At 71.6% G+C, this 21,055-nt stretch carries 19 protein-coding genes; 11 read left to right on the forward strand and 8 right to left on the reverse strand.

Annotation, left to right across the window (positions count from 1 at the left end):
• Positions 1 to 121: 121 nt before the first annotated feature.
• Together ACQP2X_RS03860 and ACQP2X_RS03865 are read right to left on the reverse strand one after the other, a co-directional pair.
• Positions 122 to 871, reverse strand: a complete 750-nt coding sequence (locus ACQP2X_RS03860; RefSeq protein WP_498694361.1) for an ABC transporter ATP-binding protein — start codon at positions 869 to 871, stop codon at positions 122 to 124.
• Entirely contained in the window at positions 868 to 1,989 is a 1,122-nt protein-coding gene (locus tag ACQP2X_RS03865; RefSeq protein WP_498700793.1) for an ABC transporter substrate-binding protein, read from the reverse strand. Before ACQP2X_RS03865 ends, ACQP2X_RS03860 begins: the two co-directional genes overlap by 4 nt.
• Before the next feature lie 409 nt (positions 1,990 to 2,398).
• On the opposite strand from ACQP2X_RS03865, the gene ACQP2X_RS03870 reads away from it, so the two are divergent.
• Genes ACQP2X_RS03870 through ACQP2X_RS03885 form a run of 4 tightly spaced genes read left to right on the forward strand, consistent with a single transcriptional unit; the run spans position 2,399 to position 6,780 of the window.
• Entirely contained in the window at positions 2,399 to 5,380 is a 2,982-nt protein-coding gene (locus tag ACQP2X_RS03870; protein ID WP_498694362.1) for a sensor histidine kinase, read from the forward strand.
• A complete protein-coding gene (locus tag ACQP2X_RS03875) occupies positions 5,377 to 5,784 on the forward strand; it encodes a roadblock/LC7 domain-containing protein (protein WP_097322740.1) in 408 nt (135 codons plus the stop codon). The genes ACQP2X_RS03870 and ACQP2X_RS03875 overlap by 4 nt, the downstream gene beginning before the upstream one ends.
• A gap of 32 nt (positions 5,785 to 5,816) precedes the next feature.
• A complete protein-coding gene (locus tag ACQP2X_RS03880) occupies positions 5,817 to 6,179 on the forward strand; it encodes a DUF742 domain-containing protein (RefSeq protein ID WP_097322739.1) in 363 nt (120 codons plus the stop codon).
• Entirely contained in the window at positions 6,160 to 6,780 is a 621-nt protein-coding gene (locus tag ACQP2X_RS03885; RefSeq protein WP_097322738.1) for a GTP-binding protein, read from the forward strand. The genes ACQP2X_RS03880 and ACQP2X_RS03885 overlap by 20 nt, the downstream gene beginning before the upstream one ends.
• 103 nt (positions 6,781 to 6,883) lie before the next feature.
• On the opposite strand, the gene ACQP2X_RS03890 is transcribed toward ACQP2X_RS03885, so the two are convergent.
• Positions 6,884 to 7,723, reverse strand: a complete 840-nt coding sequence (locus ACQP2X_RS03890; RefSeq protein WP_498694365.1) for an SDR family oxidoreductase — start codon at positions 7,721 to 7,723, stop codon at positions 6,884 to 6,886.
• Positions 7,724 to 8,178: 455 nt separating this feature from the next.
• Here ACQP2X_RS03890 and ACQP2X_RS03895 point away from each other — a divergent pair, with 455 nt between their 5' ends.
• Positions 8,179 to 8,724, forward strand: coding sequence for a TetR/AcrR family transcriptional regulator (locus tag ACQP2X_RS03895; RefSeq protein ID WP_498694366.1), 546 nt, complete (start codon positions 8,179 to 8,181; stop codon positions 8,722 to 8,724).
• A 178-nt stretch (positions 8,725 to 8,902) separates the two neighbouring features.
• Here ACQP2X_RS03895 and ACQP2X_RS03900 read toward each other — a convergent pair whose 3' ends face one another.
• On the reverse strand, positions 8,903 to 10,006 hold the full coding sequence (locus ACQP2X_RS03900; protein WP_498694367.1) for a uroporphyrinogen-III synthase: 1,104 nt from the start codon (positions 10,004 to 10,006) through the stop codon (positions 8,903 to 8,905).
• Between the two features lie 637 nt (positions 10,007 to 10,643).
• Here ACQP2X_RS03900 and rplM point away from each other — a divergent pair.
• The 3 genes from rplM to glmM all read left to right on the forward strand — a co-directional run bounded on the left by rplM (position 10,644) and on the right by glmM (position 13,098).
• Positions 10,644 to 11,087, forward strand: a complete 444-nt coding sequence (gene rplM / locus ACQP2X_RS03905) for a 50S ribosomal protein L13 (protein WP_203761945.1) — start codon at positions 10,644 to 10,646, stop codon at positions 11,085 to 11,087.
• Between the two features lie 20 nt (positions 11,088 to 11,107).
• The gene (rpsI, locus tag ACQP2X_RS03910; RefSeq protein ID WP_498694369.1) at positions 11,108 to 11,605 is read left to right on the forward strand and encodes a 30S ribosomal protein S9; all 498 of its coding nucleotides are present in this window, start codon (positions 11,108 to 11,110) and stop codon (positions 11,603 to 11,605) included.
• Between the two features lie 140 nt (positions 11,606 to 11,745).
• The gene (gene glmM / locus ACQP2X_RS03915) at positions 11,746 to 13,098 is read left to right on the forward strand and encodes a phosphoglucosamine mutase (RefSeq protein WP_498694370.1); all 1,353 of its coding nucleotides are present in this window, start codon (positions 11,746 to 11,748) and stop codon (positions 13,096 to 13,098) included.
• On the opposite strand, the gene ACQP2X_RS03920 is transcribed toward glmM, so the two are convergent.
• Both ACQP2X_RS03920 and ACQP2X_RS03925 read right to left on the reverse strand, forming a co-directional pair.
• Positions 13,091 to 14,272 (reverse strand): pyridoxal phosphate-dependent aminotransferase, encoded by a 1,182-nt coding sequence (locus tag ACQP2X_RS03920; protein WP_498694371.1) that lies wholly within the window; start codon positions 14,270 to 14,272, stop codon positions 13,091 to 13,093. The genes glmM and ACQP2X_RS03920 overlap by 8 nt on opposite strands.
• Positions 14,273 to 14,277: 5 nt before the next feature.
• Positions 14,278 to 15,087, reverse strand: coding sequence for an MmpS family transport accessory protein (locus ACQP2X_RS03925; protein ID WP_498694373.1), 810 nt, complete (start codon positions 15,085 to 15,087; stop codon positions 14,278 to 14,280).
• 171 nt (positions 15,088 to 15,258) lie between these two features.
• On the opposite strand from ACQP2X_RS03925, the gene glmS reads away from it, so the two are divergent.
• Positions 15,259 to 17,142 (forward strand): glutamine--fructose-6-phosphate transaminase (isomerizing), encoded by a 1,884-nt coding sequence (glmS, locus tag ACQP2X_RS03930; RefSeq protein ID WP_498694375.1) that lies wholly within the window; start codon positions 15,259 to 15,261, stop codon positions 17,140 to 17,142.
• A gap of 62 nt (positions 17,143 to 17,204) precedes the next feature.
• Here the strand turns inward: glmS and ACQP2X_RS03935 are convergent, their stop codons facing one another.
• Both ACQP2X_RS03935 and ACQP2X_RS03940 read right to left on the reverse strand, forming a co-directional pair.
• A complete protein-coding gene (locus ACQP2X_RS03935; RefSeq protein ID WP_498694378.1) occupies positions 17,205 to 18,683 on the reverse strand; it encodes an alpha/beta hydrolase in 1,479 nt (492 codons plus the stop codon).
• Positions 18,680 to 18,967: a hypothetical protein gene (locus ACQP2X_RS03940; protein ID WP_498694379.1), complete on the reverse strand. Its 288-nt coding sequence runs from the start codon at positions 18,965 to 18,967 to the stop codon at positions 18,680 to 18,682. The genes ACQP2X_RS03935 and ACQP2X_RS03940 overlap by 4 nt, the downstream gene beginning before the upstream one ends.
• Before the next feature lie 174 nt (positions 18,968 to 19,141).
• Here ACQP2X_RS03940 and ACQP2X_RS03945 point away from each other — a divergent pair, with 174 nt between their 5' ends.
• Together ACQP2X_RS03945 and ACQP2X_RS03950 are read left to right on the forward strand one after the other, a co-directional pair.
• Positions 19,142 to 19,510, forward strand: coding sequence for a holo-ACP synthase (locus ACQP2X_RS03945; RefSeq protein ID WP_498657023.1), 369 nt, complete (start codon positions 19,142 to 19,144; stop codon positions 19,508 to 19,510).
• Positions 19,511 to 19,581: 71 nt separating this feature from the next.
• Positions 19,582 to 21,042, forward strand: a complete 1,461-nt coding sequence (locus tag ACQP2X_RS03950; protein ID WP_498694380.1) for an NAD(P)H-hydrate dehydratase — start codon at positions 19,582 to 19,584, stop codon at positions 21,040 to 21,042.
• Positions 21,043 to 21,055: the final 13 nt, after the last annotated feature.

Below are 21,055 nucleotides of genomic sequence, written 5' to 3' on the forward strand. Positions count from 1 at the left end.
CCCGGCACGTTACGGAATCCTCTCCCGTGAACGCCACTGGGACGTCCGATTCTTAAGGCAGTCCAAAATCCCGCTTAGCAATCTCTTGTACGCAGCGTGATCACGCTGCGCCATGAAGAGATCAAGCCATCAGGAGATCGTGGAGCTGGGCGCTGCACCGGGCCACCTCGTCGAGGTTGGCCGTGCGGCCGAGCGTGCGCGGGCGCGGGATGCGCACGTCGATGATCTCGCGGACCCGGCCCGGGCGCGGGCTCAGCACCACCACCCGGTCGGCCAGCAGCACCGCCTCGTCGATCGAGTGGGTGACGAAGACCGTGGTCGGCGCCTGCTCCATGTGGATGCGCTGGAGCTCGACCGACAGCTCCTCGCGGATCAGCGGGTCGAGGGCCGAGAACGGCTCGTCCATCAGCATCACGCGGGGGCGCCCGATCAGCGCGCGGCACAGCGCCACGCGCTGCTGCATGCCGCCCGAGAGCTCGTGCGGCAGCCTCTTCTCGAAGCCGGTGAGGCCGGTCAGCTCCAGCAGGTCGTGGGCGCGGGTCACGTACTCCGCCTTGCGCCAGCCGAAGATCTGCACCGGCAGCAGCACGTTGTCGAGCACCGACCGCCACGGCAGCAGGGCCGGGCGCTGGAACATCATCGCCACGTCGCGGCGCGGCTTGACCACCCGCTCGCCGGACACCTGGATGGTCCCGCCGGTCGGCGGGAGCAGACCGGCGATCAGCCGCAACAGCGTCGACTTGCCGCAGCCGGAGCGGCCGACCACGGCCACGAACTCGCCGTCGGCCACCGTGAGGCTCACGTCGCGCAGCGCCTCGACCGTGCCCGAGCGGCCGGTGAAGGTCCGCGACACGTTCTCGACGCGGATCATGAGGCGAGCCGCCAGCGGCCGGCCCGGGCCACCAGCACGGTGAGCGCCTGCGGCATCAGGCCGGAGTGGTTGTCCGGCGTGAGCCGGAGCGGGCCGGACAGGCCGTCGACCTGCGAGGTCTCCAGGATGTCGCGGATGCCCTCGCGGTCGGCGCCGACCCGGGCCACCGCGTCGGCGACCAGGTCGACCGCGTCGGCCGCGAAGGCGGCGACGCCGGAGTAGCTGCCGTAGCGCGAGGTGTAGTCGCGGAACCACTGCTTGCGCGACGATTTCGCCGGTGTGGTCGCGATGACGTCGTCGATGGCCAGGATCTGGGTGAAGACCATCCGGACGTTGTTCGTCGCGGAGGAGGCGGCGGCCGGGATGAACAGGTCGCCGGCGGCCGCGGCGTCGAAGTAGACCCGGCCCTTGAATCCGACCTGCTTGAGGTTGACCGCGGCCAGCTGGGCCAGGTCGGGCGCGGCCAGCACGACGATCGCGCTCGGGTTGCCGTCGGCCAGCGTGCCGATCGCCTGGGTGATGTCGGTGGCGGTCGGCTTGACCGCGCGGGCGGCCTGACGGGTGATGCCGGTGCCGGGCAGCTTGGCGAACAGCGCCCGCTGCGCCCCGCGCCCGTAGAGGTCGTCGGAGTAGAGGATCGCGATGTTCTTGGTCTTGGCCTTGCGCAGCTCGGAGACCATGGCCGACGCGTTGTCGGCCGAGTTCGGGCCGATCTTGAAGATGTACCGCCGGCTGGAAACCGGGTTGACGACTTCCTCGGAGGCGCCCAGCGAGATCGTCGGCACCTTCTTGTCGTTGATCGTCTTGGCCGCGCCGACCACGCACTGGTCACAGGCGCCGGAGACGATCGCGGCGACCGAGGGGTCGTCGGCGAACGCGCCGATGTTGCGCATCGAGGACGTCGGGTCGTTCCGGTTGTCCTGCGTGGTCAGCTTGAGCTGCCGGTCGCCGAGCTGGCCCGAGGCGTTCACCTGCTCGATCCGCAGCTGAAGGGCGCGCGCGTACGCGATGTCGACGGCCGACGAATTGTCGAGGTCGGCGGCGATCGTGATCACTTCGGACGCTTCCGGCTTGCCGTCGTCCGAGGAGCAGCCGGCCGCACCGGCGACGAGGAGCATCGATGCCACGGCGGATGCCGCGGTGATGCGGGGGAGCCGCACTGCGGTGCCTCCTAGAAAGGCGATACGGACAAGATGTCCGTTCGAACGCGCCAAACCTTGCCAACGTGAGGGCCCCTGGTCAAGCAGAGGTCCATCGATGGAGCGAGACGCTTGTCTCACATATTGGTTGGAATCTTGCAGTTTGATCGTGACCGGGTCATCACGGAATGTCGTGGTCGGCATATTCGTGCACGTCAAAGAGGTGTGAATGTCGATTGTGGAACTGGCAATGCATCCAACAGTCGGGCGCGGAGTTCGTTTCGGGGAGTTTCCGGACTTCCCAAACCAATGTCCGTTCTGATGAAATTCCCGGGCCGCAGCGCTCAGGCGGGCACGGAGACACGGGGATGACCACGGAGGAGAAGTCGTGAGCACCGGATCTTCGACCCAGGTGGCACGCCGTGGTGTCTTTCCCCGGCTTCGGGATGCGCGCATCCGTTCGAAGCTGGCGCTGATCCTGCTCGTGCCCCTGGCCGCAGTAATCGTTCTCGCCACCACGCGACTCGTCGACATCGGACAGCGCGCGTCCGCCGCCGGGCAGGTGGAGGAGCTGACCAAGCTCGACACCGACATCTCGGCGCTGACGCAGCTGCTGCACACCGAGCGCATGGCCGCCGCGTCCTATCTGGCCGCACCGGCCGGCGCCAAGCCCGACGCCTACGACGCCGCGGTCCGCAACAGCGACGCGCAGATCGCCGTCTACCGCTCGCACCGGGCCGGCGTCGACGACTCGTCCGGCGCCGTGCGCGACCGCCTGGCCCGCATCGACGATCACCTCAACACGATGGACGCCACCCGCACGGCGGTCAGCAAGCGCGAGGGCATCGCCGTGGCCGAGGCGGTCTCCCGTTACGGCGTGGTCATCACCGACCTGGTGGCGTACGGCGAGTCGGTCAGCCAGCTGGCCGGCGACGGCGACATCGCCGACAGCCTGCGCGCGCTCTCCGCGTTCTCCCGGGCCAAGGCCGGCACGGCCGAGCAGGAGGCGGTCTCGTACGCCGCGCGGGTCGCCAACGACCTCAGCGAGGAGCAGCGGGTCACCTTCATCGCGACCCAGACCAGCCAGCAGGAGGCGCTGACCACCTTCTCGCTGGTGGCCAGCCCCGAGCAGCGCGCCCTGGCCGACAAGGTGGTCAGCGGCGACGCGGTCAACCTGGTCGACGGCGTCGCCACCCAGCTCGGCCGTGGTGAGTCGGTGCCGGCGGACGACATCACCGAGGCGTTCGGCGCCGTGGTCGACCTGATGCGCTGGGCCGAGCAGCAGCTCGAGTCGAAGATCGTGACGGCGACCGGCGACGACCGCGACTCCGTGGTCCGGCAGGCCGCCATCGAGTCGGCGCTGGTCGTGCTCGTGCTGATCATCGCCATCGCGCTCGCCGTGATCCTGGCCCGCTCGCTCAACATGTCGCTGCGCCGGCTGCGTGAGGGCGCGCTCGCGGTGGCCAACCGCGACCTGCCCGACGCCGTGGCCAAGCTGCGCGACGCCAAGAACCTCGGCGACGGCGGCGCCGACGACATCGTGCGCCAGGTGCGCGACCCGATCAAGCTGCCCAACCGCGACGAGATCGGCCAGGTCGCCCAGGCGTTCAACGTGGTGCACCGCGAGGCGGTCCGCATCGCGGCCGAGCAAGCGGCCCTGCGCACCAGCGTCTCGACCATGTTCCTCAACCTGGCCCGCCGTTCCCAGTCGCTGGTCGACCGGATGATCGGCGAGCTCGACATGATCGAGCGCAACGAGGAGGACCCGAAGAGGCTGGCCCAGCTCTTCGAGCTCGACCACCTGGCCACCCGGATGCGCCGCAACGACGAGAACCTGCTCGTGCTGGCCGGCGCCGACTCGAGCCCGCCCCGGCGCGAGGACGCGCTGGTGGTCGACGCGCTGCGCGCCGCGCAGTCCGAGGTCGAGCTCTACAACCGCATCGAGTTCGGCACCGTCGACACCGATGTCTCGATCGCCGCGCTCGCGGTCAACGACGTGGTCCGCCTCGTCGCCGAGCTCCTCGACAACGCCACCCGCTTCTCGCCGCCGACCACCGTCGTGGTCGCCGACGGACGCCGGATCCGTGACTACGTGGTGATCCAGGTCGAGGACCGCGGGCTCGGCATGTCCGAGGAGCAGATGGACCAGCTCAACCGCCGGCTCGCCGAACCGCCCAGTGTGGACGTCGCGGCGTTCCGCCTGATGGGTCTGGCCGTGGTGTCCCGGCTCGCCTCGCGCTACGGCATCAAGGTCGAGCTGCGGGCCAACCTCGAGGGCGGCACGGTCGCCCAGATCACGCTGCCGAGCAGCATCGTCGTCACGCCGCGCCGCTACGACACGTTCGGCGGCGGCCCGCGGCCGGAGCTGGGCGCGGCACCGTCCGGCGGCTGGGACGCCCGGGCCTCCCGGGCCGCCACGGCCACGCTGCCGACCATCGAGCCGCCGGCCCCCGAGCCGGTGCAGGAGCTTCCGGCCCACCCGCAGCTGCCGGTCTTCCCGTCGCAGCGCCCCGCGAGTGACCCGGCCGAGGTGCGGCCCACGCCGAACCGCCCACCGCTGCCGACCCGGGTGTCGAAGACGATCACGCAGACGCAGAACGCGCCGACGATGAACGGCTTCACCCCGACGATGCAGACGCCGACGGTGACGCCACCCGTCTCGGCCCCGCCGGTCTCCGCCCCGCCGGTATCAGCCCCGCCCGTCTCCGCCCCGCCCGTCTCGCCGCCGGCGCCGACCGGCGGCTGGGGTGCGGCGCTCGCGGCGATGCCCCCGGTGCCGGCGCAGCCGCTGGCCCCGCCGGTCGAGGACCGCAGCGAGGCCCCGATCTTCGTGCAGATGCAGCAGAGCTGGTTCCGCAACCACGACGGGGCGAGCCAGGAGCAGTTCGGCATGCCGACGGCGGGCTACGCGCCCCCGCCCAACGAGGTTCCGATCGTTCCGGCCCCGGCGGCCGTGAAACCGGCGGCGCCCGTGACACCGGCGGCGCCCGTGAAAAAGGCCGAGCCGAAGCCCGTACCCGCTCCCGAGAAATCGGCGCCGACGGCCACCGGGCACAATGGACCGTCGGTTCCGAGACAGCGTCCCGCTGAGGAGGACCGGTGGAAGACAGCGGCGGACGATGGATGGAAGCGGGCCATGGCGGCGGCTGAGCCGGTCGACGCCGGGACCACGAAATCCGGCCTCCCCAAGCGCGTCCCGCAGGCACAGCTCGTGCCCGGCGGCGTGCAGCCGGGACCCAAGGCGCAGAACCGCCGCAGCCCCGACGAGGTCCGCGGGTTGCTGTCCGCGTACCACCGGGGAGTGCAACGCGGGCGGACGGACGGCACCGCCGAGTCCGCCGCCTCCCAGGCTAAGGAGACCGAACAGTGACCAGGCCCCCCACCATGCAGGACATGGGCTGGCTGCTCAACAACTTCGCCAACAGCGTCGCCGGCATCGCCCACGTCGTGGCCGTGTCCGCCGACGGGTTGCTGCTGGCGGCCTCACGCGACCTGCCGGCCGACCGGGCCGACCAGCTGGCCGCCATCACCTCCGGTGTGGTCAGCCTGACCGACGGCGCCTCCCGCATGTTCAACGCGGGCACCGTCCAGCAGACGATCATCGAGATGGAGAGCGGATACCTCTTCCTCATGTCGATCAGCGACGGCTCCGCGATGGCCGTCCTGGCCGCTCGCAGCTGCGACGTCGGCCAGGTCGGCTACGAGATGGCGTTGCTGGTCGAGCGGGTCGGCGCGGCCCTCTCACCGGTCGCGCGTGAAGCAGTCAGTCATTAGAAGCCGGACCGCCGGAACGGGGTGAGGAGCGGATGGGACAGCCACAGGACCCGAGAGGCAACCTTGTGCGCCCGTACGCGGTCACCCGCGGGCGGACGGAACCACGCCGGGACATCCCGATCGAAGCGGTCCTGGTAGCCAGCCAGGCCGGCCTGCAAGAGGCCCGGTTCGCCGGGCATGACAAATATCGCATCGCTGTTCTGTGCGAGGCGAAAGCGCAGTCCCTCGCCGAGCTGTCCGCGCTCTCCCGGTTGCCGCTGGGTGTCGCGCGGGTGCTCGTCGCGGACATGGTGGCCGACGGGCTGCTGTCGTTGCACAGCGCCGCTCCCAAGACTGGGTTCACGGAGCGGATGGACCTGCTGGAAAGGGTGTTAGGTGGACTTCGCAAGCTCTGAGCGGGCGGGGGCGCAACCCAAGGAGATCACCTCCGCGAAGATCGTCGTCGCCGGAGGTTTCGGCGTCGGCAAGACGACGCTGGTCGGTGCGGTCTCCGAGATCGAGCCGCTGACGACCGAGGCCGTGATGACCTCGGCCGGCCAGGGGATCGACGACGCGTCCAAGGTGCCCGGCAAGGGGACCACGACGGTCGCCATGGACTTCGGCCGCATCACCATGGCCGACGACCTGATCCTCTACCTCTTCGGCACCCCAGGTCAGACCCGTTTCTGGTTCATGTGGGACGAGCTGATCCGCGGCGCCGTCGGTGCGGCCGTGCTGGTCGACACCCGGCGCATCGCCGACGCGTTCGCGCCGCTCGACTATTTCGAGAACCGTCACCTGCCGTACCTGGTCGCGCTGAACTGCTTCGACGGCGCTCCCCGTTACGAGCCCGACGAGGTCCGCGAGGCGCTGGCCATCCCGCCGCACGTCCCGCTGATCATGTGCGACGCCCGTCATCGCGAGTCGGTCAAGCAGGTGCTGGTCGGCGTCGTCGAACACGCGATGGCGACGCTGGTGGCTGAGCAGTCGGGCGGCTATCCGGCTCCCGTCGGATAAAGCGGAAGACCAGATCGATGTCGTAGCTGGGTGGGGCGTACGGACCGCTGCTCACGCCGAGGGCCGCGGCGGGGTGAGCTGGGCGCTGGCGCGCCCAGAACGCTCACCCCACCACGGCGGCGTGCGTGAGTGGTTGCGCTGCCAAACCCGCGACGACTCCGCCGTCCACCAGCAGGTCGGTGCCGGTGACGAAGGTGGAGTCGCCGCCCAGCAGAAAAGCCGCGGCCGCGGCGATGTCGGCCGCCGTGCCCGCGCGGCCGGTGCCGGAGGCTTCGATCATCGAGCGCATCATGGCCCCGCTCGCGCCCGACAGCTCCTGACGGCCCATCGGAGTGGCGATCACGCCCGGGCTGACGCTGTTCACGCGGGCGCCCCGGGCGCCCCAGACGCGGCTGGCCGTTCGCACACGTAGCTGGTTGGCCCGCTTGGCGATTCCATAGGCGGCACCCGCGTCGGGCAGAGCGCCGGCCTGAAGAAACGGCAGCCCGAGCAGATCATCGGCCGGGGTGGTGGCCAGAGCGCGCTCCAGGTCGGCGGGCAGACGACCGGCAGCCATCGTGCCGGCCATGCTCGCGATCACCACGCCGGCCCCGCCCGGGGCGATGACCCGCCCGAACTCCTCCAGCGCGTAGGCGACCCCGGCCAGATCAACCCGCAGAATGGCACCGACCGGAGCCTGCACGGGCGAGAGGCCGGCGGTGTGTACCACCTGCGTCACCGGCCCCAGCTCAGCGGCCGCACTCGCCAGCGCCGCCACCGAAGCCCGCTCGCCGACATCGACCCGCTGGGCCGTGACGTCGTAGCCCTCACCGCGCAGGGCCCCGGCGACCCGATCGAGCGCCACCTCGTCGAAGTCGGCGATCAGCAACCGCCGCCCCGCGCCTTGACGCCGGGCGATCGCCTCGCCCATCCCACCCACACCGACAACCACGACCACAGACATGACCACTCCTCAAAACGAGACTTCTTGTCTCGAATAAGCGGCAGCCTACGCCCGTTGCTACGGTCGTGACCATGGCCGAAGTGCCCATTTCCGCAGCCCCGCCCTCCACCGAGCCCCGCCCCGAGCCCCCGGCCACCGCGGTGTCCACCTCTGCCGAACCCCGCCCCGGGTCGCCGGTCGTTGCGGCGTCCACCGCTCTGGGGTCTGGTTCTGGCATCCCTGCGCTCTCAGCCTCTGCGACGTCCGGTTCCGGGGCGTCCGGCTCTACCGCGCCCAGTTCTGAAGAGCGGACTGCTGCGGCGTCCGCCTCTACCGCGCCCAGTTCTGAGGAGCGGACTGCTGCGGCGTCCGCCTCTGTGGCGCCCAGCTCCGTAGCGCCGGTCGCGGCCGCTTCTGCTGCGTCCTCCGGCTCTGCGGGGGCTGCTTCCGCGGCGCCGGTTTCTCGGCGGGGGCGGGTGCGCAGCGAGACGACGCGGCGCGCGATTCTTGATGCCACGCGGGCCGAACTGACGGCGCACGGCTACGACAAACTCTCGATCGATCGCATCGCGGCGGCGGCCGGTTCGGGCAAGCAGACCGTCTATCGCTGGTACCCCTCGAAGAGCTCCCTCATCGCGGACTGCCTGATCGAGGGCGATGTCCTCGATGGACCCTCGATTCCCGACAGCGGGGACGTGCGCACCGATCTGCGTTCCTGGCTGCACGCCTTCGCCGGCCAGTTCGATCGCGGTGACTCCGCCGCCTTCATCCGGGCCGCTACGGCTGCCGCGGCGGAGAGCGATGAGGTGGCGGTCCGGTTCTACGAAGCGATCACGGCCGGGGCCGAGGCCGAGCTGACCGCTCGGCTGGTGGCCGCGGCCGAAGCGGGGCAACTGCGCCGAGGTGCCGTGCCGGGGACGCTGGCGCAAGCCCTGATCGGTGCGCTGCTCTATCGCCTGTTGACCCGCCAGCCGTTCAGCGTTTCTTTCCGTGACGACCTGGTTGTCACGCTCTGTGGTTGAAAGCGTGACCACTCACGCACGTCGCCGTGGTGGGGTGAGCGTTCTGGGCGCGCCAGCGCCCTGCTCGCCCCGCCGCGGCCCTCGGCGTGAGCAGCGGTCCGTACACCCCACCCAGCCACGACATCGCCTTCAAAAAAGCGCGACCACCGCCCGGACGACGCTCGGGAGGGAAGATGCGTCAAGCCGGTAGTCGATATCCCCGCTTGACCACCGTCTGGACGACGCCTGGGATGGAAAGGCCTGCTCGCAGGCGGGCGACGGCCATCTCGACGGCATGCTCGTCGGCGCCCCGGGGGAGAGAGTGGAGCAGCGCGGCGCGCGAGAGCACGCGGCCCGGGGCGGAGGCCAGCGCGCGCAGGACGGCCATCGGAGCCGGCGCCAAGGGGCGTAGCTCTCCGTCCACGATCGCTGCGTGGCCACGCAAGGTTATGGAGTGGCCCGCTACTTCCAGTGAGACGGCCCGCTTGGGGAGTTCGTCGGCGATCGTGCGGACGAGCGAGCTCAGCCGGGCGCGGGGTGGCGCCACGACCGGAATGTCGTGGCGGCGCAGGGGAGCGGCGGTGACCGGGCCGGCGCAGGCGACCAGAACGTCCGCGCGCAGTGCCTCGAGCACGGCGTCGGCGGCGGGACCGGCCGCGCGCAGAAGGGCGGTGACGGCGGGAGCGGCGGTGAACGTGACCGCGTCGACCAGGCGGCCGGTGATCAGGTCGACCAGGCGGTGCAGCGGGGCCGGATCGGACGGCGGCGCCCAGCGGTAGACCGGGACCTCGATCACGTGGGCGCCGTTCTCGCGCAGCGCCTCGGTGTATTCGGGGTGGCTCTCGCCGTGCAGCTGCATCGCGACGGTCCGGCCGGACAGGCCACGGGCCCGGAGGTGGTCGACGACCTCCTCGTAACTTTCGCCCTCGGGGGACCACTGGTCGTGCAGGCCGGCGGCTCGCACCGCGGCCCGGGCCTTGGGGCCACGGGCGATCAGATAGGCGCGGGAGAGCACCGTGCGCAGCGGTTCGGACAGGCCCCAGCCCTCGGCCGCCTCGAGCCAGCCGCGCATGCCGATGCCGGTGGTGACCAGCACGACGTCGGGTGGGGTCTCCAGGCAGGCCCTGGTCGCCGCTCTGAGCTCGGCGTCGTCGGCGATCGGGACGATGCGCAGCGCGGGCGCCAGCACGACGCGGGCGCCACGGCCTTCCAGCAGGCTCGCGAGCTCGTCGCGGCGGCGGTCGGACGTTACTCCCACCGTGTATCCGGACAACTCGGCCCGGCTGGCCACCTGGCTGGTCATGTTTTCCGAAGAAGTCGCGACGCGGCCGGCCGGTCCACCGAAGGGCACGCTCGGAGCCCGCCGTCCTCAGCGTCGACCCGCTCCCATGTCACGCTTGCGTTCTCCGCCGTACCTCCGGCCGGCGCGCGCCGCGACTCCTCCTCGCCGAACCGGGGAACCGGCTCGGCGGACACCGTCAGGTCCGTCCTCAACCCTGACGGTGGCTCTTCCATAGTGCGTCGGCCCGCGGCGTGCCGGCGATGACCGGCCCGCTCCGTCGAGGTCCCCGCACCGATGGCCATGCCGGAAGCGTGCCTTCCGGGAATTTCGCCCTCGCGTCCCGTTTGTTTCGAGCCTGCTAACCGTCGCCGGGTTGTGACCTCGGTGACCTTGGATCCCGGTGTCGGGCGTGTTCAAAAGGCCGGGTATGATTGCCTCGCTTATGTTTGGAGGTCACGTCGGCCTAGGTCTTTACGCGGGCGACGGCGCGACCGCCGATCGCAGTGACCCTGCACGTTTTGACCACGCGCCGCGCGGCCGGGTATTGTTGCCTGCTGTTGTGCGACAGCTGCGAGCGTGCCCCCCGGGGTAGGCTTGATGTTCGCGTTCGCCGCGACCAGCGCGCGACCCCAGACCGACGACAAGACAAGGTAATTCTGTGCGTACGTACAGCCCGAAGCCGGGTGAGATCGAGCGTCAGTGGCACATTATCGACGCTTCTGACGTCGTCCTGGGCCGCCTGGCCACCCACACCGCGAACCTTCTGCGCGGCAAGCACAAGCCGACCTTCGCGCCGCACGTCGACACCGGCGACTACGTGGTGATCATCAACGCCGGCAAGGTGGCCCTGACCGGCAACAAGCGGCAGACCAAGGTCGCCTACCGCCACTCGGGCTACCCGGGCGGCCTCAAGCAGGTCGGCTACGAGGAGCTGCTCACCAAGCGCCCCGAGAAGGCGATCGAGCTGGCCGTCAAGGGCATGCTCCCGCACAACAAGCTCGCGCGGCAGATCATCAAGAAGCTGAAGGTCTACCCGGGCGCCGAGCACCCGCATGCCGCTCAGCAGCCCCAGCCGTTCGAAATCACCCAGATCGCGCAGTGAGCGCGGGAGAAGGCAGCAGCATGTCCGACATCATCGAGCCCGAGGTCGTCGAGACCGTCGAGGAGCCCGCTGAGACGGTCGTCGTGGTCGAGACGCCCGCGCCGGCCCCGGTCCGCGCCCCGCGTCCCGGTGACCGTCCCATCCAGACCGTCGGCCGCCGCAAGGAGGCCATCGTCCGGGTGCGTCTCGTGCCCGGCAGCGGCAAGATCACGTGCAACGGCCGCGAGCTGGAGAACTACTTCCCGAGCAAGGTGCACCAGCAGCTCATCCGTGAGCCGCTCGTCACCGCTGAGAAGGAAGAGCAGTTCGACGTGATCGCCAACCTTCGCGGTGGCGGCATCACCGGCCAGGCCGGCGCGCTGCGCCTCGGCATCGCCCGGGCGCTCATCACGAACGAGCCCGACGACCGTCCGGCTCTCAAGAAGGCCGGCTTCCTCACCCGTGACGCCCGCGTCAAGGAGAGCAAGAAGTACGGTCTCAAGAAGGCCCGCAAGGCTCCGCAGTACTCGAAGCGCTGATTTTGCGCCGAGTCTGACACGGCCGGGTTGCGCCCCTCGCGGGGCCGCGGCCCGGCCGTTTGCGTTCCCTCCCCTTCATCGACGCACGCACCCCGGATCGGCCCCTCCCTTCCCTGGGCCGCCGGCGAAAGGAAACCGCCATGGGGCGACTCTTCGGCACCGACGGCGTACGCGGGCTCGCGAATGGCGACCTCACCCCCGAACTTGCTCTGTCCGTCGCGGTCGCGGCCGCCCGTGTGCTGGTCGAGAGCGACGGCAGCCACCCTCCGCTGGCGATCGTCGGCCGTGACCCGCGGGCCAGCGGCGAGATGCTCGAGGCGGCCGTCGTGGCCGGCCTGACCAGCGCCGGCGCCAACGTGGTGCGGGTCGGCGTGCTGCCCACCCCGGCCGTGGCCTATCTGGTGGCGCAGACCGGCGCCGACCTGGGCGTGATGCTGTCGGCCTCGCACAACCCGATGCCCGACAACGGGATCAAGCTCTTCGCCGCGGGTGGCACCAAGCTCCCCGACGAGCTGGAGGAGCGCATCGAGAAGGCCATCGAGGACGGGCACGGGCTGATCGGCCGGCCCACCGGCGCCGGCATCGGCCGGGTCAACGACCTGCTCGACGGGGCCGAGCACTACATCAAGCACCTGGTCGGCTCGACCCCGCACTCGCTGGCCGGCATCAAGGTCGTGGTCGACTGCGCCAACGGCGCGGCCAGCGAGGTCGCCCCGGTGGCCTACGAGGAGGCCGGCGCCGAGGTCATCGCGATCCACGCCGAGCCGGACGGCCTCAACATCAACGACGACTGCGGCTCGACCCACCTGGAGAAGGTGCAGGCGGCAGTGGTCGAGCACGGCGCCGACCTGGGCATCGCGCACGACGGCGACGCCGACCGCTGCCTGGCCGTGACGGCGTCGGGCGAGGTCGTCGACGGCGACCAGATCATGGCGATCCTGGCCCTGGCCATGCGCGACGCGGGCACGCTGACCGACGACACACTGGTCGCGACGGTGATGAGCAACCTGGGCCTGCGCATCGCCATGAAGCAGAACGGCATCAAGCTGCTCGAGACCAAGGTCGGCGACCGGTACGTGCTGGAGGCGCTGGCCGCGGACGGCCTGGCCCTGGGCGGCGAGCAGAGCGGGCACATCGTGATGCCGGCGTTCGCCACCACCGGCGACGGCGTGCTGACCGGCCTGCACCTGATGGCCCAGCTCGCGGCGAGCGGCAAGTCCCTGGCCGACCTGGCCGCGGTGGTGCACACCCTGCCCCAGGTCCTGATCAACGTGAAGGTCGGCGACCGGGAGGCCGGCGCGGCCGCCCCGACGGTGCAGGCGGCCGTGGCCCTGGCCGAGGACGAGCTGGGCGAGACCGGCCGGGTGCTGCTGCGCCCGTCGGGCACCGAGCCGCTCGTCCGGGTGATGGTCGAGGCGGCCACCGAGGAGCAGGCACGCGCGGTGGCGTCGCGGATCGCGGACGAGGTGCGGGCGGCCAGCCCGGCTAGCTAGAGAGCTTGGAAAGGCGGCGGGCGGCCTCCTCGATGACCTCTTCGCGCTTGCAGAAGGCGAAGCGGACGAGGTGGCGGCCCGCCGCTTTGTCGTCGTAGAAGACCTCGGTGGGTACGGCCACCACACCGCACCGCTCGGGCAGGGTGCGGCAGAAGGTGAGACCGTCGGTGCCACCACCCCATCGGGTGATATCGGCCGTGACGAAGTAGGTGCCCTCGGACGGCAGGACGTCGAATCCGGCGTCGGTGAGGCCGGTGACGAGCCGGTCGCGCCGCGCCTGCAGGCCGGCCCGGAAGCCGGTGAAGTAGTCGTCGGGCAGACCGAGCGCGACGGCGACGGCGGGCTGAAGGGGACCGGCGTTCACGAAGGTCAGGAACTGCTTGACCCGCGTGACCGCCGACACCAGCGACGCCGGGCCGGTGGCCCAGCCGACCTTCCAGCCGGTGCAGGAGAAGGTCTTGCCGGCCGAGGAGATCCGCAGTGTGCGCTCGCGCATGCCGGGCAGGCTCGCCAGCGGCACGTGGGGCTCGGCGGCGTCGGTGAAGACCAGGTGCTCGTAGACCTCGTCGGTGACGGCGTACGTGCCGTACTCCTGGCAGAGATCGGCGATCAGGGTGAGCTCGGCCCGGGTGAAGACCTTGCCGGTGGGGTTGTGCGGCGAGTTGAGCAGCACCAGGCGGGTGCGGGCTCCGAAGGCGGCGCGGAGCTGCTCCTCGTCGAAGCCGTAACGGCCGTCGGGGCCGGGGCGCAGGGTGACCGGGCGGCGGACGGCGCCGGCCAGGGCGATCGAGGCGGCGTACGAGTCGTAGTAGGGCTCGAAGCAGACGACCTCGTCGCCGGGTTCGCACAGGGCGAGGATCGCGGCCGCGACGGCCTCGGTGGCGCCGGCGGTGACCACGATCTCGGCGTCGGCATCGCGCGACAGGCCCCAGAAGCGCTGCTCGTGGGCGGCGACGGCCTGGCGCAGGGCGGGAATGCCGGGCAGCGGCGGATATTGGTTGGCGCCCTCGCGGAGGGCCCGCGCGGCGGCGTCGAGCATCTCGGCCGGGCCGTCGGTGTCCGGAAAGCCCTGCCCGAGATTGATCGAGCCGGTGCGGACGGCCAGGGCGGACATCTCGGTGAAGATCGTGGTGCCGAACGGGCGCATCCGTTCGACGAGGGGGTCGCTCGTCATCGTCCCTATTCAAACGCGAAGTGGTTGCAGGTGACTGTGCCGAACGTACCGGGGTCGGAGGTGTTCCGCGCGACCTCCTCGCCGTCGACGAGGACCCGGCAGCTGATCGTGCCGTCCGGATCGCCGAGGCGGAAGGCGGTGACGTTGAGCACGGTCGGGGTGTCGATCTCGCCGGTGAACTTCCAGGGCAGCTTCACGCTCTCGAGCCGCTGGGGCGATTCGCTGAGCGATTCGACGTAGAGCAGCTGGGAGGCCGGGCCGTCGCCGGTCACCTCGTACGTCACGGTGACCTTGGCCCCGAACTCCACGCCCCCGGTCGGCGCGGCCGGTAACTCGGGCTTGGCCGTGGGCAGCGCCTCCTTCGCGGTCTGTGTGACGTTGCGCGCGATGAGCACGCCGGCGGTAGCGACGCCGCCGCAGAGCAGGAAGGTGACCGCGATGATCACCGCCACGATGGGGACGCTGCTCTTCCGCGGCGGCCGCGTCGGCGGCGGATATCCACCGTGGTCGGCCGGGTAACCGGGGCCTCCGCCGTACCCCCCTGCTGCCCCGTCTCCCGCGCCGTGCGGGTCGTAGGGAGTGCCGTAACCAGGCGGCGGATAGCCGGGTGGGACGTTGTCGGAGGTCGTGGCCGGGAACTCCGACGTGGGTGGGTAGTCCGGGTCCGGCGGCTGGGGGAGTGAGGCGTACCCGGGGCTGAAGGCCGGCGGCTGTCTGTCACCCGACTGAGTCGACCAGGGTGGGCCCGAGGCCGGCCCGGACGTCGTCCGGTCGGGGTCCGGCTGCGTCTGGTCGGGCTGGGAATTGCTGCTCAACGTCTCTCCCGGGGCGAGCGCTGGTCAGATGTCCGTCAACCGACGGTACGCCGGTGACGCCAGCCGATCGGCGGCGCCACCCGCCGTTCGGACCGTTTTGCGCATACCGCGTGCTCGAAAGGGTGCTTCTCGCGCATGACGGATGAGCGGACGTCGGCTACAGTGCCCGTCATGTGTGGCATCGTGGGGTACGTCGGCGGTCGTCCGGCGCTCAGCATCGTTCTCGACGGCCTGCGCCGGCTGGAGTACCGCGGATATGACTCCGCCGGCGTAGCGGTCATCGACGGCGACACCGTTCTGACCGAGAAGAAGGCCGGCAAGCTCGCCAACCTGGAGAAGGCTCTGGCCGACCGGCCGTCCGACGAGATCGCCACCGGGCGCACGGCGATCGGGCACACCCGCTGGGCGACGCACGGCGGGCCGACCGACCGCAACGCGCACCCGCACCTGTCGGCTGACGGCCGGGTCGCCGTCATCCACAACGGCATCATCGAGAACTTCGCCCGGCTGCGCGCCGAGCTGGAGGCGTCCGGCATCGAGTTCACGAGCGACACCGACACCGAGTGCGCGGCCCACCTGCTGGCCGCCGAGGTGCGCAAGCTGCGTGAGTCGGGCGCGGTGGAGGGCCCGCAGCTGCTGGCCGAGGGCATGCGCCGCACGGTGAGCCGCTTGGAGGGCGCGTTCACCCTGCTCGCGGTCGACGTGGAGGTGCCGGACGCGGTCGTCGCCGCCCGCCGCAACTCGCCGCTCGTGGTGGGTCGTGGCAAGGGCGAGAACTTCCTGGCCAGCGATGTGTCGGCGTTCATCGAGCACACGCGCGAGGCGATCGAGCTGGGCCAGGACCAGGTGGTCCTGATCACCCCCGACGCCATCGAGATCACCGGCTTCGACGGCTCGCCCGCCGTCGGCCAGGAGTTCCACATCGACTGGGACGCGTCGGCCGCCGAGAAGGGCGGATACGACTACTTCATGCTCAAGGAGATCGCCGAGCAGCCGCAGGCCATCGCCGACACGCTGCTGGGCCGCCTCTCCGACCGTGGCGAGATCGTGCTCGACGAGGTGCGCCTCACCGACCAGGACCTGCGCGACATCGACAAGGTCTTCATCGTCGCCTGCGGCACGGCCTACCACGCCGGCATGGTCGCCAAGTACGCGATCGAGCACTGGGTGCGCATCCCGTGCGAGGTCGAGCTGGCCTCGGAGTTCCGCTACCGCGACCCGATCCTGGACCGCTCCACGCTGGTGATCGCGATCAGCCAGTCCGGCGAGACCATGGACACGCTGATGGCGCTGCGCCACGCGAAGGAGCAGAAGGCCCGCGTGCTGGCCATCTGCAACACGAACGGCTCGACGATTCCCCGCGAGTCCGACGCGGTGCTCTACACCCACGGCGGCCCGGAGATCGCTGTGGCGTCGACGAAGGCCTTCCTGACCCAGCTGGTGGCCACCTATCTGATCGGCCTGCACCTGGCCCAGATCCGCGGTGTCATGTACGCCGACGAGGTGGCGGCCGTGGTCGAGAAGCTGCGCAGCACCCCCGACGCGCTGCGCGAGCTGCTCAACTCCATGGAGGACGTCCGCGCCCTGGCCCGCGACCTGAAGACCGCCTCGACGGTGCTCTTCATCGGCCGCCACGTCGGCTTCCCGGTGGCCCTGGAGGGCGCCCTGAAGCTGAAGGAGCTGGCCTACATGCACGCCGAGGGCTTCGCCGCCGGCGAGCTGAAGCACGGCCCGATCGCCCTGATCGACCAGGGCACTCCCGTCGTCTGCGTGGTCCCCTCCCCGGCCGGCCGGGGCGTCATGCGCGACAAGGTCGTCTCGAACATCCAGGAGGTACGGGCCCGGGGCGCCCGCACCATCGTGATCGCCGAGGAGGGCGACGAGGACGTCCGCGCCTACGCCGACCACCTGATCGCCGTCCCGCACACCCCGACCTTGCTGGCCCCGCTGATGACCACGGTCCCGCTGCAGATCCTGGCCTGCGAGATCGCCGCCGCCCGGGGCCACGACGTGGACCAGCCCCGCAACCTGGCCAAGTCCGTCACCGTCGAGTAAGCACCCGAGGCGCCCGCTCCGAGGCCGCCCCAGCGCCCCGCGGCGCCGGGGCGGCCTCCGCGTCATCGGGCTGTGCCGATGGTGATGGCGGCCATCGTGTCCAGGGCTGGGTTGCCGGGGTCCCAGTAGCCGACGTGGCCCTTGGGAGCGCTGTCGAAGACGCGGGCGCCGAAGCCGGGGTCACTGGGGTTGCGGCCGAACCACAGGTCGTCCTCCGGGCGGCCGAAGGCCAACCACGGGCCCACGACAGGGACCGCCCCGGCCGTGGCGAGGTCGCGGGCCAGGCCGTCCGGGGCGACGGCGGCCCACTGGATCACGTCGTTGCGGGCCGTGGACGACCAGACCTCCCCGGACCGTGGATGCAGGTCGCTCGCGGAGTCGACGCCGACGCCCGGCGAGCCCACGAAGACGACGCTGTCGGCGTCGATTCCGGGGCCGGCCGCCGCCCGGCCGACCACGAGCGAGCCGTAGCTGTGCCCGAGCACCGTCTGCCGTGCCGGCGGCCCTTCGTGGCCGGCCCGGAGCCCCTCCTGGAACCGCCGCAGGACCGGCGCCGCCGCCTCGGCCTGGCGTGGACGGGCGGCCTCGTCGACGAAGTCGGGGGCGTCGTAGTCGAGCCACAGCACGGCGCTCGAAGCGACCCGGGGGCCCAGCTCGGCGGCCCGGGTCGCGACCCGCTCGGCCCGGGACAGCTCGCCACCGAAGGACGCCAGGTCGGCCGTCATGCCCGGCACCTGGGTGAGCACGTTGGCGGCCCGGTCCGGATCGCCGAGAGCCACCACCGCCCGCCCCTCCCCGGCCAGGTCGAGCCGCAGCAGATAGGCCCGCGGGCCGTCCCCGTCAGCCAACCGGTCGCTCAGGGCGGCCAGCCCGTCGCGGACCTCCCGCAGCCGATCACGGTCGCCGCCGCGGGCGTCGGCGATGGCCCGATCGATCTCGGCCCGCCGGTTGTCGAGCAGCAGGCGGTTGGCGACGTCGCGGTCGGCGGCCGGGACCCCGTCGAGCCCGGCCGGCACGCCCGGCTCGGTGACCAGCAGCCACTGCCGCTGAGCCGGCGACAGGCCGGCCCACCATTTGTGCACTTCAGCGGGCGACGCCGTGCAGTCTGGCCTGGCCACATCAGGAGGCTCGGCCGCGGTCCGGAGCGCATCGGTTAGCCGGCTAAGGTCACCGGCCGCCTGCGCGTCAGCACTCCCGGCGACCGAAAGCGCGGCCGGGTCACCGTCTGTGGGGGAGGCCCGGGCCAGGAGGCGGCGGGCCCGTTCCAGCGCCGCCGCGAACTCGCTGACGATCTGGTCGGCGCGCCAGCAGTGGAGGCGGAAGAGCACCAGGCGGCGCTGAAGCCCCTTGAGGCGGCGGGTGGCGGCGGTGGCGGCCGCGCCCGTCCAGGAGCGGCCCAGCGCCACCAGCCGGGCGGCCAGCTCGGCGGCCAGGCGGCCGGCCAGGTCGGCCCAGCGGCGCCAGGAGAGGGCGAGCGCCCGCCACCGGCCGGGCTCGGTGACCCGCAGGCGGGCGTGAACGACGCCGGCGTCGCTGGTCATCGGCTCAGCCTCAGGCGGGTGACGGCCCGGGCGTCGGCCAGCTCGTAGTCGGCGGCGACCGCCGTGATCCGCCGTGCCGTGTCGGCCATCTCGGCGCCGATCATGCCGAGCTGGTGGCGGGCCGCCTCGGCGGCCAGCATGGCCGCGTCGGCCGTGGCCCACCGGGGAGTGGTGCCGGGTGATGGTGCCTGGGCCGTCCCGGAGATGATCCGGGACGCCGTGCCGGCCACGGCCGCGGCGTCGTGGCGTAGCTCATCGGTGTCGACTTCGAGATCGGGGTGCATCGGCGGCCTCCAGGCGGTGCGAAGGGATGCGCCGACGTTAGGGGTCGCGGGACGTCCGTGGGCGGCCCTGTGGACAACCGCCCCGATCACGCAGCGGAGTTGTCCACAGGAGTTGAAGCACGGCCCTGGCTGGTGCTAGGGCCGTCCGGCCAGGACGACCGTTAGGGTGGGCGAGTGATCGTGGCTGTCGGCATCGACGTGGTTCTGGTGGAGCGCTTCGCGCGCGCCCTCGACAGGACGCCGCTGCTGGGGGTTCGGCTCTTCACCGAGGACGAGCGGCTGACCGGCTCCGGGAGCCCGCGCTCGCCCGAGTCGCTCGCCGCGCGCTTCGCGGCCAAGGAGGCGGTGGCCAAGGCGCTCGGCGCTCCGGCCGGGCTGCGGTGGCACGACTGCGAGATCGTCTCCGATCCCGACGGGCGCCCCTGGTTGACGGTTTCCGGTACGGTCGCCGCGGCCGCCACCGAGCGAGGGATCAACCGGTGGCACCTCTCCCTGTCGCACGACGGGGGAATCGCCTCGGCGATGGTGGTCGCCGAGTCCTGACCAGCGCCGATGCGAAATTGTCGTACCCACGGCATAGAACTCTCGGCACACCCCAGCGGCTGGAGGACGAGATGCGGCAGGCATGGCGGGTCGCCGATGTGCGGGCGGCCGAGAAAGCGTTGATGGCCACGCTGCCCGAGGGCACGCTCATGCAGCGGGCGGCGGCCGGGCTGGCCCGCCGGTGCGCCCTGCTGCTTCAGGACAGTGGCGGCGTCTACGGCTCGCGGGTGCTGCTGCTGATCGGCAGTGGTGACAACGGCGGCGACGCCCTCTACGCGGGGGCCGCGCTGGCCCGCCGGGGCGCTCAGGTGCGGGCGCTGCTGCTGCGGCCCGAGCGGGTCCATCTGGCGGGCCTGGCCGCGCTGCGGGCAGCCGGTGGTTTCACCGTCCGTGATCTGCCCGACCGGGCCGATCTGGTGCTCGACGGCATTGTCGGGATCGGGGCGAGCGGTGGTCTTCGGCCGCCGGCCACGGTGATCGTCGATGCGCTCGGTGGGCTGAGAGGGCGTACGGGCGCTCGGGCTCCGATCGTGGCCGTCGACGTGCCGAGCGGGGTCGCGGTCGACACCGGTGATGTTCCGGGCGAGGCCGTGACCGCTGATGTCACCGTCACCTTCGGCTCCTACAAACCGGCCCACTTCGTGGGTGCCGCGGCGCCACGCTGTGGTCAGGTCGAGCTGGTCGACATCGGTCTCGGGCCGGTCCTGCGAGCCGATCCGGCCCTGCGCGTGCCCGACGCCGGCGACATCGCGAGCTGGTGGCCCGAGCCGGGGCCGGCCTCCGACAAATACACGCGCGGCGTCGTGGGCGTCGCGACCGGCTCGGCGACCTATCCGGGCGCCGCCGTCCTGTCGACGACCGGCGCGCTGGCCGGGCCGTCGGGCATGGTGCGTTATGCCGGCAGCGGTCACCTGGAGGTGGTCCGGGCCCATCCGTCGGTCGTGGCTGTGCCCAAGGTCAACGACGCCGGCCGGGTGCAGGCCTGGGTGTGCGGTTCCGGCCTCGGCACCGACGAAGAGGCGCGCACGGCGCTGCGCAGCGTGCTCGCGACCTCGGTCCCGGTGGTGCTCGACGCCGACGCGCTGACCCTGCTGGTCGACGGCAAACACGCCAAGGACCTGCGGCGCAACGCGCCCTTGGTGATCACTCCGCACGACGGCGAGTTCAAGCGGCTGGCCGGTGAGGCGCCCGGCGCCGACCGGGTGGGCAGCGCGCTGCGGCTCGCCTCGTGGATGAACGCGGTGGTGCTGCTCAAGGGCGACCGCACGATCGTGGCCACACCGGCCGGTGAGGTCTGGGTCAACCCGACCGGTTCGTCCGCGCTGGCCACCGCCGGCAGCGGGGATGTGCTGGGCGGGCTGCTCGGCTCGCTGCTCGCCGGCGGGTTGGCGCCCGAGCGGGCCGCTGTCGCGGCCGCGTACGCGCACGGGCTGGCCGGCCGCCGGGCCGCCGCCGATGGGCCGGTCACGGCGCCCGACGTGGCCGCGGCGCTCCGTTCCGTCGTCGGCGACCTCGTGCGGGGTAAGCCATGACGGAAATCGTCAT

The sequence above is a fragment of the Actinoplanes sp. CA-131856 genome (assembly GCF_050956135.1).
Lineage (GTDB): Bacteria > Actinomycetota > Actinomycetes > Mycobacteriales > Micromonosporaceae > Actinoplanes.

Excerpts from the sequence above, each read along its gene's own strand:
- ACQP2X_RS03860 (WP_498694361.1), bottom strand. The coding sequence starts at position 871 with ATGATCCGCGTCGAGAACGTGTCGCGGACCTTCACCGGCCGCTCGGGC.
- ACQP2X_RS03865 (WP_498700793.1), bottom strand. The coding sequence starts at position 1,989 with ATGCTCCTCGTCGCCGGTGCGGCCGGCTGCTCCTCGGACGACGGCAAG.
- ACQP2X_RS03880 (WP_097322739.1), top strand. The coding sequence starts at position 5,817 with ATGGGACAGCCACAGGACCCGAGAGGCAACCTTGTGCGCCCGTACGCG.
- ACQP2X_RS03890 (WP_498694365.1), bottom strand. The coding sequence starts at position 7,723 with ATGTCTGTGGTCGTGGTTGTCGGTGTGGGTGGGATGGGCGAGGCGATC.
- ACQP2X_RS03900 (WP_498694367.1), bottom strand. The coding sequence starts at position 10,006 with ATGACCAGCCAGGTGGCCAGCCGGGCCGAGTTGTCCGGATACACGGTG.
- rpsI (WP_498694369.1), top strand. The coding sequence starts at position 11,108 with ATGTCCGACATCATCGAGCCCGAGGTCGTCGAGACCGTCGAGGAGCCC.
- glmM (WP_498694370.1), top strand. The coding sequence starts at position 11,746 with ATGGGGCGACTCTTCGGCACCGACGGCGTACGCGGGCTCGCGAATGGC.
- ACQP2X_RS03920 (WP_498694371.1), bottom strand. The coding sequence starts at position 14,272 with ATGACGAGCGACCCCCTCGTCGAACGGATGCGCCCGTTCGGCACCACG.
- glmS (WP_498694375.1), top strand. The coding sequence starts at position 15,259 with ATGTGTGGCATCGTGGGGTACGTCGGCGGTCGTCCGGCGCTCAGCATC.
- ACQP2X_RS03935 (WP_498694378.1), bottom strand. The coding sequence starts at position 18,683 with ATGACCAGCGACGCCGGCGTCGTTCACGCCCGCCTGCGGGTCACCGAG.
- ACQP2X_RS03940 (WP_498694379.1), bottom strand. The coding sequence starts at position 18,967 with ATGCACCCCGATCTCGAAGTCGACACCGATGAGCTACGCCACGACGCC.
- ACQP2X_RS03950 (WP_498694380.1), top strand. The coding sequence starts at position 19,582 with ATGCGGCAGGCATGGCGGGTCGCCGATGTGCGGGCGGCCGAGAAAGCG.